The organism is Vibrio sp. 10N.261.46.A3, assembly GCF_041472995.1.
GTDB lineage: Bacteria > Pseudomonadota > Gammaproteobacteria > Enterobacterales > Vibrionaceae > Vibrio > Vibrio coralliirubri.
In genome coordinates this window covers 40,269-58,572 of sequence record NZ_JBFRRH010000064.1, presented here as the reverse complement: position 1 = coordinate 58,572, position 18,304 = coordinate 40,269, and the positions used below count along the sequence as shown (strand labels likewise).

General features: G+C 45.3%; 17 protein-coding genes. 7 read left to right on the top strand and 10 right to left on the bottom strand.

Annotated features, from left to right (window positions below):
• Window positions 1-139 precede the first annotated feature (139 nt).
• The 10 genes from AB4484_RS15210 to AB4484_RS15165 all read right to left on the bottom strand — a co-directional run bounded on the left by AB4484_RS15210 (window position 140) and on the right by AB4484_RS15165 (window position 8,639).
• Window positions 140-583 (bottom strand): F0F1 ATP synthase subunit epsilon, encoded by a 444-nt coding sequence (locus AB4484_RS15210; protein WP_017060844.1) that lies wholly within the window; start codon window positions 581-583, stop codon window positions 140-142.
• 14 nt (window positions 584-597) lie between these two features.
• Window positions 598-1,983, bottom strand: coding sequence for a F0F1 ATP synthase subunit beta (gene atpD / locus AB4484_RS15205; protein ID WP_019820615.1), 1,386 nt, complete (start codon window positions 1,981-1,983; stop codon window positions 598-600).
• Between the two features lie 44 nt (window positions 1,984-2,027).
• The gene (atpG, locus tag AB4484_RS15200; protein WP_372079024.1) at window positions 2,028-2,897 is read right to left on the bottom strand and encodes a F0F1 ATP synthase subunit gamma; all 870 of its coding nucleotides are present in this window, start codon (window positions 2,895-2,897) and stop codon (window positions 2,028-2,030) included.
• Between the two features lie 46 nt (window positions 2,898-2,943).
• Window positions 2,944-4,485: a F0F1 ATP synthase subunit alpha gene (gene atpA, locus AB4484_RS15195; protein WP_050649378.1), complete on the bottom strand. Its 1,542-nt coding sequence runs from the start codon at window positions 4,483-4,485 to the stop codon at window positions 2,944-2,946.
• Between the two features lie 9 nt (window positions 4,486-4,494).
• The gene (locus tag AB4484_RS15190) at window positions 4,495-5,046 is read right to left on the bottom strand and encodes a F0F1 ATP synthase subunit delta (RefSeq protein ID WP_048608584.1); all 552 of its coding nucleotides are present in this window, start codon (window positions 5,044-5,046) and stop codon (window positions 4,495-4,497) included.
• An 11-nt stretch (window positions 5,047-5,057) separates the two neighbouring features.
• Window positions 5,058-5,528 carry a F0F1 ATP synthase subunit B gene (locus AB4484_RS15185; protein WP_017060839.1) on the bottom strand — a complete coding sequence of 157 codons (471 nt, stop codon included), beginning with the start codon at window positions 5,526-5,528 and terminating at the stop codon, window positions 5,058-5,060.
• Between the two features lie 54 nt (window positions 5,529-5,582).
• Complete coding sequence (gene atpE, locus AB4484_RS15180) at window positions 5,583-5,819, bottom strand: F0F1 ATP synthase subunit C (protein ID WP_004730405.1); 237 nt, start codon at window positions 5,817-5,819, stop codon at window positions 5,583-5,585.
• Between the two features lie 45 nt (window positions 5,820-5,864).
• Window positions 5,865-6,635, bottom strand: a complete 771-nt coding sequence (gene atpB / locus AB4484_RS15175; protein WP_048608583.1) for a F0F1 ATP synthase subunit A — start codon at window positions 6,633-6,635, stop codon at window positions 5,865-5,867.
• Window position 6,636: 1 nt separating this feature from the next.
• Window positions 6,637-7,038 (bottom strand): ATP synthase subunit I, encoded by a 402-nt coding sequence (locus AB4484_RS15170; RefSeq protein WP_048608582.1) that lies wholly within the window; start codon window positions 7,036-7,038, stop codon window positions 6,637-6,639.
• Between the two features lie 716 nt (window positions 7,039-7,754).
• Complete coding sequence (locus AB4484_RS15165; RefSeq protein WP_017060836.1) at window positions 7,755-8,639, bottom strand: LysR family transcriptional regulator; 885 nt, start codon at window positions 8,637-8,639, stop codon at window positions 7,755-7,757.
• A 157-nt stretch (window positions 8,640-8,796) separates the two neighbouring features.
• Here AB4484_RS15165 and AB4484_RS15160 point away from each other — a divergent pair, with 157 nt between their 5' ends.
• The 7 genes from AB4484_RS15160 to AB4484_RS15130 all read left to right on the top strand — a co-directional run bounded on the left by AB4484_RS15160 (window position 8,797) and on the right by AB4484_RS15130 (window position 18,267).
• Window positions 8,797-9,195, top strand: coding sequence for a RidA family protein (locus AB4484_RS15160; RefSeq protein WP_004730412.1), 399 nt, complete (start codon window positions 8,797-8,799; stop codon window positions 9,193-9,195).
• A 189-nt stretch (window positions 9,196-9,384) separates the two neighbouring features.
• Window positions 9,385-10,845 carry an aldehyde dehydrogenase family protein gene (locus tag AB4484_RS15155; protein ID WP_050650528.1) on the top strand — a complete coding sequence of 487 codons (1,461 nt, stop codon included), beginning with the start codon at window positions 9,385-9,387 and terminating at the stop codon, window positions 10,843-10,845.
• A 168-nt stretch (window positions 10,846-11,013) separates the two neighbouring features.
• Complete coding sequence (locus AB4484_RS15150; protein WP_048613377.1) at window positions 11,014-12,009, top strand: membrane dipeptidase; 996 nt, start codon at window positions 11,014-11,016, stop codon at window positions 12,007-12,009.
• 230 nt (window positions 12,010-12,239) lie between these two features.
• A complete protein-coding gene (locus AB4484_RS15145; protein WP_268671196.1) occupies window positions 12,240-13,847 on the top strand; it encodes a BCCT family transporter in 1,608 nt (535 codons plus the stop codon).
• 224 nt (window positions 13,848-14,071) lie between these two features.
• The gene (locus AB4484_RS15140; RefSeq protein ID WP_372079020.1) at window positions 14,072-15,886 is read left to right on the top strand and encodes a hypothetical protein; all 1,815 of its coding nucleotides are present in this window, start codon (window positions 14,072-14,074) and stop codon (window positions 15,884-15,886) included.
• A complete protein-coding gene (locus AB4484_RS15135; protein WP_372079019.1) occupies window positions 15,883-16,620 on the top strand; it encodes a DUF3726 domain-containing protein in 738 nt (245 codons plus the stop codon). The genes AB4484_RS15140 and AB4484_RS15135 overlap by 4 nt, the downstream gene beginning before the upstream one ends.
• Window positions 16,621-16,974: 354 nt before the next feature.
• Entirely contained in the window at window positions 16,975-18,267 is a 1,293-nt protein-coding gene (locus tag AB4484_RS15130) for an alpha/beta fold hydrolase (RefSeq protein WP_372079017.1), read from the top strand.
• Window positions 18,268-18,304 lie beyond the last annotated feature (37 nt).

Here is an 18,304-nt window from a genome sequence, read left to right as displayed (position 1 = left end):
AAGGATGTATTAGTAGCGGTTAAAAGGGTGGGGAAGTTGAAAGAGAGGAGGAGGATTCCTGATGTAGTCTACCCACTTAAATCATGTTTAAGTGGGTAGACTATTTACATATTAAGCACTAAGCATCTAAGTTCTATTCTCAGTGTCTTGTGTGAGAAGAAGTTAGTTCTGATGCACGTAACTGAGCAACGGCTTTCGCTAATTCTAGCTGAGCTTGTGCAAAGTTAATGTCTATGTTGCCCTTGTTGATGTTCTCTAGAGCGGCATATTTCGCTTCTTCTGCGCGAGCGCGGTCAATGTCTTTACCATGCAAGGCAGTGTCGGCTAACAACGTAACCACATCCGGCTGAACTTCCAGCATCCCACCAGAGACATAAAGCACTTGGCCTTCTGACTTAGGGTCTGTAACAAACACGGTCACGCCCGGTTTGATCTTACTGAGAAGCGGGGAGTGACCGGGGCGAATCCCCAGTTCACCATCAGCGCCAGAAACGGCTAGGGCATACGCTGGACCTGAAAACAGCGTACCTTCCGCACTTACAATATTAAGTTGAAATGTATTATCTGTAATTCCGATAGCCATGGTGCACCTACCTCTTAGAGTGATTTTGCTTTGTTAAGCACTTCGTCGATAGAGCCACAGTACAAGAACGCTTGCTCTGGGATATCGTCATATTCACCGCTTAACAGACCTTTAAAGCCTCTTAGTGTTTCGCTTAGCGGTACAAAGACACCTTTCTGACCGGTAAACACTTCGGCTACGTGGTAAGGCTGCGTTAAGAAACGTTCAATCTTACGAGCGCGAGATACGGTCTGTTTGTCTTCAGTAGACAGCTCATCCATACCAAGAATCGCAATGATGTCTTTTAGCTCTTTGTAGCGTTGCAGCGTTGTTTGTACTTTTTGTGCAATGTCGTAGTGCTCTTGACCAACTACAAGCGGGTCCAACTGGCGAGAGGTTGAATCCAATGGATCAATCGCAGGGTAGAGGCCCAATGCCGCGATATTACGAGACAGTACAACGGTCGCATCTAAGTGAGCAAAGGTTGTTGCTGGTGATGGATCGGTCAAGTCATCCGCAGGTACGTATACCGCTTGGATAGACGTGATAGAGCCTTGTCTAGTCGAAGTGATACGCTCTTGAAGCACACCCATCTCTTCAGCCAGTGTTGGTTGGTAACCTACTGCAGAAGGCATACGACCTAGCAGAGCTGATACCTCAGTCCCGGCAAGCGTGTAACGATAAATGTTATCAATGAACAACAGTACGTCACGACCTTCATCACGGAAGCGCTCAGCCATAGTTAGGCCTGTAAGTGCTACACGTAGACGGTTTCCCGGTGGCTCGTTCATTTGGCCGTAAACCATGGCTACTTTGTCTAGTACACCCGCTTCTTTCATCTCGTAGTAGAAGTCGTTACCTTCACGAGTACGCTCACCTACACCGGTAAATACAGAAAGACCTGAGTGGGCTTTGGCGATGTTGTTGATAAGCTCCATCATGTTGACGGTTTTACCTACACCAGCACCACCGAACAGACCAATTTTACCACCCTTAGCGAATGGACAGATAAGGTCGATAACCTTAACGCCGGTTTCTAAAAGCTCAGTGCTGTTTGCTTGTTCTTCATAAGAAGGGGCTTCACGGTGAATCTCGTAGTTTTCTTTCTGACCGATTTCACCACACTCATCGATAGGTTGACCAAGCACGTTCATGATACGGCCTAGTGTTTCTTCACCCACAGGAACCGTGATTGGAGAGCCTGTGTTTTCAACCGTTAGGCCACGACGTAAGCCATCTGACGTACCCATTGCAATACAACGAACGATATTGCTACCCAGTTGTTGCTGTACTTCCAATACTAACGAGCTTGCTTCGTCGCTAGTCACTTTCAATGCATCATAAACGCGTGGGCTGTTGCCGCCGCTGAACTCGACGTCAACCACCGCGCCGATTACTTTAACTATTTTTCCAACACTCATTCTTAAATCCTCAAATTCTGTTCTTGACCCAGTCTTTTCTAGCCCTAGACAGCTTGGGCACCTGAGACTATTTCACTCAGCTCTTGGGTAATGGCAGCCTGACGCGCCTTGTTGTAAACCAACTGCAAGTCATCAATGAGTTGGCCTGCGTTATCAGTCGCGGCTTTCATTGCGACCATTCGGGCTGCTTGCTCACAGGCAATGCTCTCAACAATGCCTTGATACACTTGCGATTCGATGTATCGGTGTAACAGTTCTGAGAGTATGTCTTTGGGTGCTTGCTCATAGATGTAGTCCCAACGACGCGTTTTTTTAGGCTCACCACCTTCCTCAGAATCCGAAGGGTGGGGGAGCAACTGCAAGGTCGTTGGCGCTTGAACCATGGTGTTGACGAACTGGTTGTAAACGAGATACAAGCTGTCGATCTTGCCTTCGTCGTAATGCCCCAGCATCGCGTTCACCGTACCTAAGATGTCTTCTAACTTAGGTGTATCGCCAAGACCTGACGTTTGTGCAATGACGTTGCCGCCGCGTTGGAAGAACGAGATAGCCTTAGATCCCACTAAGGTTGTTTCTACCTCGACTCCCCTGGTGCGCCATTGCTCCATTTCTTCTAACACTTTCTTGAACAAGTTTGAGTTCAAGCCACCACACAAGCCGCGATCGGACGAGATAATGATGTAAGCGACACGCTTAGGTTCACGCTGTTGCAGGTAAGGGTGCTGGTATTCCAGCGAACCCGATGCAACATGAGAGATAACTTTTCGCATGTTCTCGGCGTAGGGGCGAGTTAGCGTCATGTTGTCTTGAACCTTGCGCATCTTACTTGCTGCAACCATTTCCATTGCGCTAGTGATTTTTTGAGTGTTACTAACACTGGCTATCTTGGTGCGAATTTCTTTAGTACTTGCCATAATCTGCTCCTATTTGTTTTGATTTCCAGCTAACAAACCGGAGCACTTACCAAGCTTTCATCCCAACAAAACCTTCTAGGATCTCTTTAAGAGCGCCATCGATTTCGTCGTTGTAATCGCCTGTCGCGTTGATTTTTTCGAACAGCGCAGGGTTCTGACCTTTGGCGTAAGCAATCAGCTCTTCTTCAAAACGGGCAATGTTGCTTAGCTCAACACCGGCCAAGTAGCCTTTCTCTGCCGCGTAGATAACCGTTGCTTGCTCAGCGACTGACATAGGAGAGTATTGTTTTTGCTTCATTAGTTCGGTAACACGCTCACCATGGTCTAGCTGTTTGCGCGTCATCTCATCTAAGTCAGAAGAGAATTGAGCAAAGGCCGCCAGCTCGCGATATTGAGCTAATGAAGTACGGATACCACCAGACAGTTTCTTGATGATCTTGCATTGCGCTGCACCACCCACACGAGATACCGAGATACCTGGGTCTACTGCAGGACGTAAGCCTGAGTTAAACAATTGGGTTTGAAGGAAAACCTGACCATCAGTGATTGAGATTACGTTGGTTGGTACAAACGCTGATACGTCACCCGCCTGAGTTTCAATGATAGGAAGCGCCGTTAATGAGCCAGTTTGGCCTTTCACTTCACCGTTAGTGAACTTCTCTACATACTCTGCATTCACTCGTGCTGCACGTTCTAGTAGGCGTGAGTGAAGGTAGAATACGTCGCCAGGGAAGGCTTCACGACCCGGTGGGCGTTTCAATAGCAACGAGATTTGACGGTAAGCAACGGCTTGTTTTGATAGGTCATCATAGATGATCAATGCATCTTCACCGCGGTCACGGAAGTACTCACCCATAGTGCAACCGGCATAAGGGGCTAGGTATTGAAGCGCAGCAGACTCTGATGCTGACGCCACAACGACGATGGTGTTTTTAAGCGCATCGTGGTCTTCGAGTTTACGAACCACGTTAGCGATAGTGGAGGCTTTTTGGCCAATCGCCACATACACACATTTGATGCCAGAATCTTTCTGATTGATGATCGCATCGATAGCTAACGCTGTTTTACCCGTCTGACGGTCACCGATGATAAGTTCACGTTGACCACGACCGATTGGCACCATGGTATCAACCGCTTTGTAGCCAGTTTGAATAGGTTGATCAACAGATTTACGTTCGATTACACCAGGTGCAATCACTTCTACAGGGTCGAGTCGGTCACAACTTACTGGGCCTTTTCCATCGATTGGCTCGCCTAATGTGTTCACGACACGGCCAAGAAGTCCGTTACCGACGGGTACCTCTAAGATACGACCTGTACCTTTCACTTTCATACCTTCAGAGAGGTCAGTGTAGGGACCCATAACCACCGCGCCTACTGAGTGGGTGTCGAGGTTAAGTGCGAGTGCGTATTTGCCACCTGGTAGCTCAATCATCTCGCCTTGCATAACATCAGCAAGGCCATTGATTGTGATGATGCCATCACGAACCGATACGATAGTGCCTTCATTGCGAGCCTCGGTGCTCACATTAAATTTCGAGATGCGTTCTTTGATTAGATCGCTGATTTCATTTGAATTTAATTGCATAATTGTTACCTATCTCGCGTGAAGTTGATGAGCCAATCGGTCAATTGATGTGTTTAAAGAACCATCGATAACGGTTTCACCCGCCTTGATGACCATTCCACCCACTAACGTGTCATCAATAACCTGCTTCATTTCAACCTGACGCTCTAATTTCTTCTCAAGTGCAGCTGTTAATGACGTAACTTGATCCTGTGTCAGCATTTCTGAACTGGTGACAGTGACAGGCACTACACGTTCATGTTCGTCCTTTAGCTCGCAGAACAATTCAAACAGGTCTCTTACGACAGAAAGACGGCCGTTCTCGGCCAAGACTCGAATAAGATTAATGACGTGGTCATCAACGAGTCCTTGGCAAATATGAATGATGAGGTTTGCCAGCTCTTCTGTTTGGTGTGTAGAAGCACCTTCTGCTGAAGAAATCTGACTAGCGATCGTTTCTTCTTCCGCGACAGCCACAAGAATGGACAGCATTGAGTGCCACTCTTGTAACTGGTTTTCACCTAAAGCAAATTCAAACGATGCTTTGGCGTAGGGATGAGCAATATTGGTGTAATCTGACATATTGCCTCTCCTTAGAGTTCGCTAATCATTTGGTCAACTAGCGCTCGGTTCGTTGCGGAATCTAGGTTTTTGCTAATCAGTTTCTGTGCACTTTGAATCACTGCGTCTGCCATATCCGCCTGAAGTTCACGGCGTATCTTTTGGCGTTCGCCTTCTAGCTCAGCTCTACCTTGTTCTAAGATGCGTGCCTTTTCTTGCTCGGCTTCTTGTTGCGCTAAGCTGATGATTTCATTGCGGCGTTTTCGGCCTTGTTCAACCAGTTCAGTCACATCTTTTCTTGCATCTTCGATGAGTTGCGCGCCATTTGATTTTGCTAGTTCTAGCTCTTTCGCAGCATTCTCTGAGTGGCGTAAACCATCAGCGATTTCTTTTTGGCGCTCGTCTAACATCGCGGTGAGAGGGGGCCATACATATTTCATGCAGAGCCAAACAAAAATCACGAATGAGATTGCTTGTCCAAACATGCTTGCATTTAAGTTCATACCTTCCTCACTAAATCTTGATTATGTATAAATCGATCTTTCAAAGCGGTTTGATTAAGCCACGGCGAAGATGATGTATAGACCGATACCAACACCGATCATCGGTACTGCATCCACAAGACCCATCATGATGAAGAATTGAGTACGAAGCATTGGAGTAAGGTCTGGTTGACGCGCAACACCTTCAAGGTATTTACCTGCTAAGTTACCAATACCAGATGCTGCACCTGCTGCACCTAAACCGATCAGTAATGCACCTGCTACATATAAAACTGCGCTTACGATATCCATTTGTATCTCCGAAAATAATTTGTTAGTTAATTTTTTAGTTATTAATTAGTGGTGTTCTTCTGTTGCCATTCCTAAATAAACAACGGTCAGTACCATAAATATAAATGCTTGTAAGAATACGATTAATATGTGGAATAAGGCCCAAGGTACACTCAGTGCCCACTGCATCCACCAAGGCATTAGTGCAATAAGGATGAATATCATCTCGCCTGCATACATATTTCCGAATAATCGTAAGCCTAATGATATTGGCTTTGAAATTAATGTTATTAATTCAAGAACTAAGTTAACAGGATATAAAAGAGGGTTATCAAATGGCTGAGTAGTTAGCTCTTTGATAAAGCCTTTCAAACCTTTATTTTTAAATGTATAGGTTAACAGTAGAATAAACACACCTAGTGCCATAGACATTGGTATATTTACGTCTGCTGTTGGTAGGTCTCTAAAGTGCTCTAGACCCACAGCTCGAGTTAACCCCGGGATTAAATCAATGGGTAATAGGTCGACTGCATTCATTAACAACACCCAAACAAAAGTGGTTAATGCCAGTGGTCCTATTAATTTATCTTCCGCTTGAAAAATCTCTTTGACGAGATTATTAACAAAGTCAAAGACAAGCTCGATAAAACATTGAAAACGACCTGGAACGCCGCTAGTGCCACGAGTGGCAACATAGCGAAATGCACCGATGAAAAGTAAACCTGTAATCCAAGATACCAACATCGAGTCAATGTTAAACGCCCAGAAACCATCACCTGTAGTTAAGAAGGTTAAGTGATGCTCTATGTATTCGTGAGCGGTAGTTACTTGATCCATACTACGCGTACTCCGATCTATTAGAGGCGGTAATAAACGGTGTTAAGAAGTATCCAACCATAGTAAAGATGTACGCATATAATATTACTGGGTTATCCAATTTGAAGAATTGGAACGCCAAGATAAACATCAAAAACGTATATGTTATTTTTACGACACGACTCATTTGCATTAAGTCACGTAAACTATAATTAGGATTCTTACGCACCTTTAGGCTTGCATATATAAATCCAAACAGCGGTGGCAACATTGCAATTACGATGCCCAAAGCTGATGATTCCATATCTACTTTATTACCAAAAAACACTTCATATAAAACTACACCGATGGCTAATACTATTTGGCAGAGAACAACTCTTTTAGCGGCAACAAGGATGTCGCTACTAATCCCATTAAGCCTCATAATAAAACCTTATGCTAAACAGTGTAAGTTAATATAAAACACAGTTTAAATTTAACTTGTTACTACATTTCACTTGTTAATAACACTTGATTTGCTTTAAAGAAAAACCCTTGCTGGTTTTATATCTCCTGACGAAATGAAACGAATTAAGCTAATTCACTATCGTTTCGACAAAATATAAATTACGCCTAAAATTATGTGATCAAAACGACAAATATTGACATCAATAATTCCATTTTTGAAATGAGTATTTTTCATTTATGAAAGTAATAGTTCTATCACTTTATTCATGAATATTTAAGATGCTTTATCCTTGTGAAAAAGAGGGTCTTTTTAGAAGGGAGCAGCGAGCTAAATTTTCAACTTATGATCTTATCAATTAAGACTATTCAAACACTTAGGTTCATTTACAAGCTGAATTGCGACGTGTGATTTTGGCACGGGTTAAGCTTGTTTGAGGCAATGATGGAAGATCTCATTTTTCTGGTAAATTAAACGTACGTCGCTCCTTATCAATAAGCGAATATTTTTTATATTGTTGTCAGCTTGTCACTATTTGCGTGCGTGAGGGTGAAAATTCAGCGCCTAAATGTTGATGATATAGAAGTGAAATGGGGGATTGGGTTTGCGAGAAGCATGGTGCGGAGAAGAAACATCGAGTTTTGAGGAAGTAAATGGCAGCAGAACGCTGCCTAATTTACTTAATCTAAGCTCTCTTATGACTCTTCATAACTGAGGTATTGAATACATAAGTCATGAAAAGCCTGTGCTTGTGGCGAGATCGTACGATCAGACAATCTGAATATACCGATTTGTCGTTGCAAGGGTGGGTCAATTAACGGAATCCACACCAAGCGGGTTTCATTGGTTGGGAAAGCCAGTTTAGGTAACGTGGTCACGCCTATCCCGAGCTCTAACACCGAAAACAGCGAGGTAATGTTCTCGACAGAGTACAGGGCTTGTTCGCTGAGCATTCGCGCGGGTGTTGGGTCCAGTAGGGTGCAAGTCCCGTTACGAATGAAGGGCTGTTTTAACAAGGTTTGCCATTCGATTCCTTCCCGTTGAGAGGCAATAGGGTTGTCTTTGAGGCACACCACACCGATGGGATCAGAAAGCAAAGGCGTGAAGTCGATGCTCTCTTCTTCTAAATGGGAGCTATTGCCGAGGGCAACATCCACCTCACCAGAGAGTAATCTTGCTTCTACCCCTGCCGCATTATCATCTATCAAACTCACTTCTACATTCGGGTACTGCTCACAAAAAGCCCCTAAAACACTAGGGATTAGTTTTGCGGCCACCGATGGCACGCTAGCTATTCGAACTCTTCCTTGTTGTCCTGCTGCCGCTGCGCGCAGGTCATTGTCTAATGCTTTGTAAACATTCAGAAATTGAATGATCTTTGGTAAACATATTTCTCCAAAAGGTGTCAGCGTCGATTTGTTGCCTGTTTCAAACAGTGGCTGGCCGAGTATTTTTTCCAGCTCTTTTATCGAAGTTGAAAGTGCCGCTTGTGATCGATTTGCACGGTGAGATGCCGCTCTAAATCCACCTTCTTCGACCACCAAAACAAAATGTTTTAACTGTTGTAGCTTAATACTCATGGCACGAATCCTTCTCTAGCCCTTGCTATACCTTACTTTTTGCAAGGTGATAGATTTTATTTATCAAATGCACAAAATTTACCGTTAGATTTATCAGTCGTCAAGGTGCAGTATTTAACCATCTTGAAACATAGTTGTTACAAAGTTGGATGGAATCGTGAACGCACAAACTAAAAAACACCCAGTAAAAACCGAGCTTTTCGCTTCAAAAGCACCCCTAGAGTGGGCAATCGTTAATAACGGCACTCTATACACCGCGCAGATTCCAATTGATGAAACTGGCGCGGTAGTAGAAGGCGGTATCGAAGCGCAAACGCGTCAGACTTTTAACAACCTTGTTCATACTTTGGAGTGTGCAGGCGAATCTATGGATTCAGTGCTGCAAGTTCTGATTTACGTGACAGACCGTGAATACCTAAAAACGGTAAACAGCGTATACGGAGAATACTTCAATGCACCTTATCCAAACCGTGCTGCAGTCGTTGTTGCAGGGCTAGCAAGAGAAGAGATGTTGGTTGAGTTCGTGGTTTACGCATCAGCCTCTCAACCTGAATAAAGATACTGTGAACTGAGGCAATTTGCGGATTAAAGCTGTTTTGAATTAAAGCGGTTTATTGATACAAGCGACTTGGTTCAGTTTTAGATACAAGATTTAAACGTAATTACTTATATAAATTAACGTTTTATTCATTAATCAGATGGTTGCCAGACTCAAACGCAACCTAACCGTTACAAGGACAGAATGATGACTCAATTACAGAATGTTCAAGCAGAAAACGCACTTTACATTGGCGGCGAATGGCAAGCGGGTGTAAGCACCGTAGCGAACATTAACCCATCAGATATTTCTGAAAACATCGGTAACTTTGCACAAGCAAGTGCTGAACAAGTTCAACAAGCGATTTCAGCAGCAAAGCATGCTCAACCAGAGTGGGAAAAAACGCCGATTGAGCGTAAACAAGCAGTGCTTCAAGCAATTGGTGATGAGCTGATTGCACGTTGTGATGAACTAGGTACGTTACTTTCTCGTGAAGAAGGTAAGCCTTTTGCTGAAGGTCGCGGCGAAATTTACCGTGCAGGTCAGTTCTTCCAATACTTCGCGGCTGAAGTGCTTCGTCAAATTGGCGACAACGCTGAATCAGTTCGCCCAGGCGTTTCTGTTGAAGTGACTCGTGAAGCTGTTGGTGTTATTGGCATCATCTCTCCTTGGAACTTCCCGACGGCAACAGCAGCTTGGAAAATCGCTCCGGCACTGGCTTTCGGTAACAGCGTTATCTGGAAACCAGCAAACCTAACACCGGCAAGTGCGGTTGCGCTTACTGAAATTATCCACCGTCAAGGTATCCCAGCAGGCACGTTCAACCTTGTTCTGGGTAGCGGTTCAACAGTCGGTGATGCACTGATCAACTCTAAAGAAGTGAATGGTGTGAGCTTTACTGGTTCTGTTGATACGGGTCGTAAGGTTGCCGCTGCTACAGCGCCAAACTTCGTTCGTTGCCAACTAGAGATGGGCAGTAAGAACGCACTAGTGGTTGCAGATGATGCGGATATCCAAACAGCCGTTGATGCAACGATCGCAGGTTCATTCTCTGGCGCAGGCCAAAAATGTACAGCATCTTCTCGTCTAGTGGTTATGGATGGCATTCACGACCAATACGTTGAAGCACTAATCAAACGTATGAGCGAGCTGAAAGTGGGTCACGCACTAGAAGACGGCGTGTTCATGGGCCCTGTTGTTGACGGCAACCAACTTGAAGCGAACCTAGGTTGGGTTGAGAAAGCACGTCAAAGCGGCGGTGAGCTAGCATTTGGTGGCGAGCGCCTAAGCATGAAACACGAAGGCTTCTACATGTCTCCAACGCTGTTCTTGAACACGAAGAACGATTGGGAAGTGAACCAAGAAGAAGTGTTTGCACCAATGGCAAGCGTGATTCGTGTGGCAGATTTAGAGGAAGCTATTGCGACGACCAACGATACTCGCTTTGGCCTAACGGGCGGCATCATTACTCAAAGCCTACGTACGAGCGCAATGTTCAAGCAACAAGCGCAAACAGGTTGTGTGATGGTGAACCTACCAACAGCAGGCACTGATTACCACGTACCGTTTGGTGGTCGCAAAGAGTCTAGCTTCGGTCCTCGTGAGCAAGGTCAATACGCGAAAGAGTTCTACACAGTAGTGAAGACGGCTTACCAGCGTCCTTACTAGTTAGCTCTCTATTGATAAGAATTGGCCTGATTCACAGAGTCAGGCCAACACCCAAACCCAACACAGCAAATGAAATTAGAGACGTGATTTAACCCATTTTTGAAAACATGTTATTTGAGCGTGTTTTCAAAACCGAGCTAGAACACTGAGCTTTCAATAGGAGTGGTTATGTACCAGCAACGGATTGTTATAGATGGATTGCAATACTGCAATTGGAACAGAGAATATTTCCAAACACTAAAGGCGAGCGGCATTACAGCAGTTCACGCTACCGCGGTTTACCACGAGACGGCTCGTGAAACCTTATCTCGCTTTGCAGAGTGGAACTTAAGATTCGAGCAGAATGCAGACCTTATCATGCCGATTCACTCAATGGCAGATGTTGAAACTGCAAAAGCGACAGGCAAAGTCGGCATTTTCCTTGGTGCTCAAAACTGTTCTCCAATCGACGATGAGATTGGTCTTATCGAAGTGATGCGCAAGCAAGGTCTTTTGATCATGCAGCTTACTTACAACAACCAGAGCTTATTGGCGACAGGTTGTTACGAGAAGAACGATACCGGTATCACGCGCTTTGGTAAGCAAGCTATCGAAGAGATGAACCGAGTGGGGATGATCATCGATATGTCTCACAGTGCGGAGCGTTCAACGCTTGAAGCGATTGACCTGTCTTCTCGTCCTATTTGTATCAGCCACGCGAACCCGACGTTTGCTCATGATGCACTGCGAAACAAATCAAACGATGTGATTAAAGCCCTAACCGCACGCGGTGGCTTAATCGGATTCAGCTTATACCCATTCCACCTACCAAACGGCAGCCAATGTACCTTGGAAGACTTCTGCCAAATGGTTGCGACGACAGCCGACATGGTTGGCGTTGAACACCTAGGAATTGGCAGTGACCTATGCTTAAACCAGCCTCAAGCGGTTCTAGAGTGGATGCGAAATGGTCGTTGGTCGAAGGCAATGGACTACGGCGAAGGTTCTGCAAACAACTCAGGTTGGCCAGATGCACTGCCTTGGTTCTGTGGTAGTTCGGGTATGGAAAATATCTATAACGGATTGATGCGTCATGGTTTCAGTGAGTCTGAAGCTGGGCAAGTCTTGGGAGAAAACTGGTTTAACTTCTTGAAAGATGGCCTAGAGCCGCAAAGCAAGGGTTAAACGTTTCTCGCTAGTCATCATCTAATAGGCAGCCTGTTAATAGACGTTCATTTAGTCAGTGCTGCTTTAATCAAATTCATTATTTAAAAGGAACAACGGTCTATTTCGCAACGCGGTAACCCAAACATGGATTAGCCTGCCCAACACAAAAAATAATAGGGCGGGTGTTAAATACACCCTTGTAGTCATCATTCAAATGACAGCTGCAAAGAAACCTCTGGAGTCAGAGTATGTCTGATTTAACCAATAGCGTGAAATCTTCAAACGTAAATGCGGGTCAAGCACACACAACAAGTAATAAAACAAGTAACACAAACCAGTCTGAATCGACTTCAGACAAATTAGGACTTACCAACCCAGCACTCTGGTACAGCGGCGGTTTTATCGCTCTGTTCGTAACGCTTGCTTTATTTGATGGCGAGCTGCTATCAAGCCTAGTAAACACAGGCTTTGCTTGGTCGGTAAAAGTATTCGGTCCTTATTGGCAAATGCTTCTTCTTCTGACTTTTCTTATTGGTCTTGGCCTGGCGGCAGGGCGAACAGGCAAGGTTATCCTAGGTGGTATTGCTAAACCTGAAATGGATGGCTTCCGTTGGATGGCTATCATTTTCTGTACGCTACTTGCGGGTGGCGGTGTATTTTGGGCGGCAGCAGAACCTATCGCACACTACGTTAATCCACCACCGTTATATGGTGCTCAAGAAAACGCACAGCAAGGTGCAGTGAACGCACTATCACAGTCATTCATGCACTGGGGCTTCCTAGCATGGGCGATTGTGGGCAGCTTAACGTCTATCGTGGTTATGCACCTTCACTACGATAAAGGCTTGCCGCTTAAACCTCGTATTCTGCTTTACCCTGTATTAGGTGAAAGAGCACTGAAAGGCCATACAGGCGCACTGATTGATGCATGTTGTATTGTCGCAGTAGCAGCGGGCACTATCGGTCCTATCGGCTTCTTGGGCTTGCAAGTGAGCTACGCGCTGAACGAACTGTTTGGTATTCCAGATGGCTTCACAACACAGCTGATCATCATCTTGTTCGCTATCGTGCTTTACACACTGTCGGCACTGAGTGGTCTTAACCGCGGAATGCAAATGCTAAGCCGTTACAACGTAATTTTGGCGATGGCATTGATGGTCTACATCCTTATCTTTGGCCCAACAAACTTCATCTTCAATGGCTACATCCAAGGTGTAGGCAGCATGATTGATAACTTCATCCCGATGGCAACATACCGTGGTGACGAAGGTTGGTTGAGCTGGTGGACAGTATTCTTCTGGGGTTGGTTCTTAGGTTACGGCCCAATGATGGCAATCTTCATCGCACGTATTTCACGCGGTCGTAGTATTCGCCAATTGGTATCAACGATTAGTTTGATTGCACCGTTTGTTACTTGCTTCTGGTTCACGATTGTTGGCGGCTCTGGTCTTGCGTTCGAAATCGCAGATCCAGGCAGCGTAAGTAAGGCGTTCGAAGGCTTTAACTTACCAGGTGCGCTACTGGCGGTAACTCAGCAGCTACCAATGCCAATGCTTATCTCAATTTTGTTCTTGATCTTAACCACGATCTTCATCGTAACGACCGGTGACTCAATGACTTACACCATCAGTGTGGTGATCAGTGGTGAGACAGAACCGAATGCAATTATTCGTACCTTCTGGGGTGTGATGATGGGGGTAACAGCGTTAATTCTGATTTCCCTAGGCTCTGGCGGTATTTCAGCCCTGCAATCCTTCATTGTTATCACCGCGGTACCGGTGTCCTTAATCTTGCTGCCATCACTTTGGAATGCGCCTCAAATCGCAATCAAGATGGCAAAAGAGCAGGGGCTGTAATAATAAGGCTCTGTAAGAAACTGATTAAATAAGAACAAATCAGCCTTTGAAAGAAGGCTGGACCAAGATTCCGAAAGGAACAGAAAAACCGTACTGGTGAAGATACATCGGGCGGCACGTATTTAGGTCAATCGATCTAGTCAGGACAAAATAATAAGGGGTGAGCTCGCTTGCCCCAAATAACGTGAAAGCTAACCAACACACTGTAACAACGAATGCTTTAAATGATGGCAACGATCGGTTCTGAATGGCTAGCAAAATCCTATAACTATAAGGTGGTGAGCAAAATGGATGCACATCGTTCTACCTACACTGAATCAGCACTACGTGACGCGACTGTCGTCATGGCACCGGAAAGGCTAGGTGCAATGCACCAAACACGTATCAGCTTCGTTAGAACTCTGATTCGTAAAATGGCGCAGCAAGAATGGAAAGTGACGAAACATGAGTGGCAATTAGACGCTCAAGGTTTTGGTCATGTTATCTATAAGCTTGCGACGCCAAACCATGTTTACAATTTGGTTGTTTTCTGCGATGAGATTGCAGATGACGAACGAAATGACCGTGTAATTGCTGAAAAGTGGGACGTAACGTTTGCGCTTGTTCTTGGTGATGTTGATGTCGCCCTACTTGAAAGACTTCGTGCGAATGTACCGCTTCAAGAAGCAGGCCGTAATCCAAATAACGTGCTTGTGTTGGCGCGTGCAAACAAAAGTGTACGTGTGTTTGAACACATCGTGAGTCACTTGGCTAAAGGTGTTCAACCAACGCCAAAAGAGCTGGCTGAAGTGGGTTACATCCTGCGAACGACAGCGGTATACGGTAATGGCAAATTTGGTATTGCTGACTTTAAAATCTTAGAGAAAAATGAAGATTTTAATCAGTCGTTTAGTGCGCAAATGTGTGCGGTTTATATGCTGCGTGAGTTCAGCCTAGATTGGGTTCATTACCTAGCCGAGCAACAGGGCGGTGAACAAGCAATCACTTTGCACAGAGGATTACAGCGTTACCTTGGTGTTGGTAATGCGACGGGTTTAGGCATGGCGCCATACCTTATTAACCACCCAAGTATTGTCGATCAATGGATGACCACTCGTGAACATGCATTGGCGGACGTGTTGGCTAGTCAGACCGATACGGCGTTGATCGAGCCACTACGTACATACGTTAAAAAAGCGATTTGTCATTTAGAACAAGTTGTTACCATCAATGAAAACCAGCAAGAGTTGAACAAAACCGCTGTTGATGAGTTAAAACACGCAGAACAGTCACTAGAAGCTTCTGTAAACCATTGCGAGACATGGGCGCAGTTGGTTGAACAATCTAAGCACATGAGTATGGAAGCCCAAGAAATCCTTATCTCATGCTTGATGGAATTGTACCCAGAATTAGTGGACGCCCATCAAGAACAAATGAATTGCAGCGAAACACTCTCACTCCCTAGTGGCAAAAAGGTCCAAGACCTATTGGTTGTGTTAGAAGAAAAGTACCGTTGGGCGATCACGACCGACTTTACCAAAGCAGAAAACAACTACTGGTTCTGGTATCGCTCTCAAGACAAAGAAGAGCCAAGACTCGGTGTTCGAGGCGAGGAACTAGGCGAAGAGCGCGAACTGCCGTTGGATATCGGTCGTCAAGCTTACCGTTTGTACCATGCTTTATTGCAGTTCGCGCCAGAGCTTTCATTGGCTGAGTTCCTTGTTAAACAACCGCAGCATCGTGCTATTGCGCGCCGTGTATGGACGCTAGGTAACAAGGCGATGGGCGACATTCAAATGAACGTGCTGCATCAAGACTCGCCACCAATGCACTTGCTGCGTTGTAAGCTAGCGATGTTTGGCGCGACCAAGTTTGATCCTCGCTCAGACCGTTGGGTACGAGTGACGTTTTTCCAAGGTGCACCACTACTTGATGAAATTCATCAGGACGAATGGGTGTTCCCAATCTTACCAAGTGAAGCACCAAGTGAAGCAGAGCTCGCTGACTCAAATAAAGTTCCTACACATATCAACGCTCAACATGGAGGTAAATCGTTATGATCGTTTCTCACAATGAACTGGTAGCGGCCGTTAATAAAGCCTTTCTGGGTATGCGTCGTACATGTGGTGAAGCCGATGTGATAGCGAACATGGTGGCAGATTTACAAATGGTTGGCTTGGATGGAGTTCGTCATTTTAACAACGCGAGCAACTTTATGGGGCTAGAAGACGATTGCCCTGTAGACATCCAAGTGAGAAGCGACAACACAGTTGAAGTGGACCTGCACAAGGCGAGCTTAGCGTGTCATCTTCCTGTGGTTATGGATTACGCCATTGAAAAGATGGTCGGCAAAAAGACACTGAAAATCGAGCTAAACAACTGCCATAACCGTTGGTTAGCGTACAGTGAGCTTGTAAAACTCGCAGCGAAAGGCATCGCGTGCACAGCACGTTGGGATAATGGCTCAAACCCTAAGAGCACCTTGTATGTGCTTAACCGTGGTTGCGTTGCACCAGAACTGTTTTTATCAGATTCGCCACTGACATCGGACGAACATATCCACAATATGACCATCGAACTTTCCGTCCAGGATTTCGATATCAAACGTTTGTCAGATGGCTACCAAACACACATTGAGTCGGAAGCGCTTTTCAAAACTCAAGAGAAAGCGTGGAACGATGGCATTGAAGTTGATGAGGCAGAGTGGGGCGCGTTGAAAGAAACCGCAACAGCCATTCTTGTCGAAAGCAGCCAGCGTTCGATTCAAGGTGCAGGTGAGCTAACAACTTCATAATTTAGTGCTTAGTGCTTAGTGCATAGTGCTTAGTGAATCGATAGCATTGTTGATAACACACGCTACAACAGATAAAACCAAAGAGCTTAACGTATCCTCACCTCGTTAAGCTCTTTTTATTTGTCTCCCGTTTTCATTCTTCCTCTCAATAGAGCCCCCCTTAAACCTTCTGTTTTGAAACAAGTTGTTACGCGTTTAGAGCTAATTGGGCGATTTAATGAAGTACCTTCACATTCAGGTTCAACAAACGGTTTCATTTACAAGCTAGTATGCGTATCTTGCTAAGGAAGGTGCCAAAGGGCGCCGTTTTTATTCGTACCGATGACTTTAGAATCAGATAAAAAGGAATGAAGCGTGCAAGCTAACTTTATTGATGGAACCACCCTGTATCGTCAGCACTCGTTTGAGTTGCCACTCGATTATCAAGCAAAAGATGGACAACAGATCCAAGTCTTCGCACGTGAACTGGTTGATCTTGCTAAAGATGGGCAAGAACTGCCGTGGTTGATCTACTTTCAGGGCGGCCCAGGTTTTCCTTCTCCACGCGTGAGTGGTCAATCGGGTTGGCTAAAGCGTGCATTACAAAACTACCGTGTTCTGCTTCTTGACCAACGTGGTACAGGTAACAGCACGGTGATTAGCCATGAAACGTTGGCGCATTTGTCACCAGAACAACAAGTTGAGTACTTAACGCATTTCAGAGCAGACAACATCGTTCGCGACGCGGAAGCGATTCGTGAGCAGTTCGGTATTAAGCAATGGTCGACGATTGGTCAAAGCTTTGGTGGCTTCTGCACACTGAGCTATTTGTCACTGTTCCCTCAGAGCTTGCAACGTTGCTACGTGACGGGCGGTATTCCTTCTATTGAACGCGAAGCTGACGATGTTTATCGTGCGACTTATAAGCGTGTTGAAGACAAAAACAGAGCGTTCTTTGCTCAGTTCCCACAAGCGCAAGCCATGTGTCGTGAGATCTCTGATTACCTGCTCAACAACGACGTGAGACTGCCAAACGGTCAGGTGTTTACGGTTGAGCAATTTCAACTTATTGGCATTAACCTTGGTGGCGGTGAAGCGAACCTGCCGATGTATTTCACTCTGGAAAGTGCCTTTGTTGAAGTGAACGGTAACAGACAGCTGAGCTACAGCTTCCTAAATCAAATGCAGCAAGAGCAGGGATATTTAACTAACCCAATTTACGCAATACTGCATGAATCGATTTACTGTCAAGGTACAGCGTCTAACTGGTCGGCACATCGAGTACGCGAGCAGTACCCGCATTTTAACTACCAATCGGGCAGTGAGTTCTGGTTTACCGGAGAAATGGTCTACCCATGGATGTTCGATCAACTTGAAACGTTGAAGCCATTACGCGAAGCGGCAAACATGTTGGCCAAGAAGTCGGACTGGGGCACTTTGTACAACGCAGAGCAGCTGAGCAAGAATACGGTTCCGATGGCGTGTGCAGTTTACGCAGATGACATGTACGTAGAACTGGATTACAGCCGCGAAACACTGGCTAATATTCCAAACTCAAAAGCGTGGATTACCAACGAGTATGAGCACAATGGTTTGAGAGTGGATGGTGAACGAATCGTCGATAAGCTAATGACGATGGTTGATGCATTAGAAAACTTGCCAAAATAATCAAATTCTCTGTGTAGGTTATCTACGTTAGAAGCTC

Bases quoted from the DNA above. Each gene is read 5' to 3' on its own strand.
- AB4484_RS15210 (WP_017060844.1), bottom strand. From the start codon at position 583: ATGGCTATCGGAATTACAGATAATACATTTCAACTTAATATTGTAAGT.
- atpD (WP_019820615.1), bottom strand. From the start codon at position 1,983: ATGAGTGTTGGAAAAATAGTTAAAGTAATCGGCGCGGTGGTTGACGTC.
- atpG (WP_372079024.1), bottom strand. From the start codon at position 2,897: ATGGCAAGTACTAAAGAAATTCGCACCAAGATAGCCAGTGTTAGTAAC.
- atpA (WP_050649378.1), bottom strand. From the start codon at position 4,485: ATGCAATTAAATTCAAATGAAATCAGCGATCTAATCAAAGAACGCATC.
- AB4484_RS15190 (WP_048608584.1), bottom strand. From the start codon at position 5,046: ATGTCAGATTACACCAATATTGCTCATCCCTACGCCAAAGCATCGTTT.
- AB4484_RS15185 (WP_017060839.1), bottom strand. From the start codon at position 5,528: ATGAACTTAAATGCAAGCATGTTTGGACAAGCAATCTCATTCGTGATT.
- atpE (WP_004730405.1), bottom strand. From the start codon at position 5,819: ATGGATATCGTAAGCGCAGTTTTATATGTAGCAGGTGCATTACTGATC.
- atpB (WP_048608583.1), bottom strand. From the start codon at position 6,635: ATGGATCAAGTAACTACCGCTCACGAATACATAGAGCATCACTTAACC.
- AB4484_RS15170 (WP_048608582.1), bottom strand. From the start codon at position 7,038: ATGAGGCTTAATGGGATTAGTAGCGACATCCTTGTTGCCGCTAAAAGA.
- AB4484_RS15165 (WP_017060836.1), bottom strand. From the start codon at position 8,639: ATGAGTATTAAGCTACAACAGTTAAAACATTTTGTTTTGGTGGTCGAA.
- AB4484_RS15155 (WP_050650528.1), top strand. From the start codon at position 9,385: ATGACTCAATTACAGAATGTTCAAGCAGAAAACGCACTTTACATTGGC.
- AB4484_RS15150 (WP_048613377.1), top strand. From the start codon at position 11,014: ATGTACCAGCAACGGATTGTTATAGATGGATTGCAATACTGCAATTGG.
- AB4484_RS15145 (WP_268671196.1), top strand. From the start codon at position 12,240: ATGTCTGATTTAACCAATAGCGTGAAATCTTCAAACGTAAATGCGGGT.
- AB4484_RS15140 (WP_372079020.1), top strand. From the start codon at position 14,072: ATGATGGCAACGATCGGTTCTGAATGGCTAGCAAAATCCTATAACTAT.
- AB4484_RS15135 (WP_372079019.1), top strand. From the start codon at position 15,883: ATGATCGTTTCTCACAATGAACTGGTAGCGGCCGTTAATAAAGCCTTT.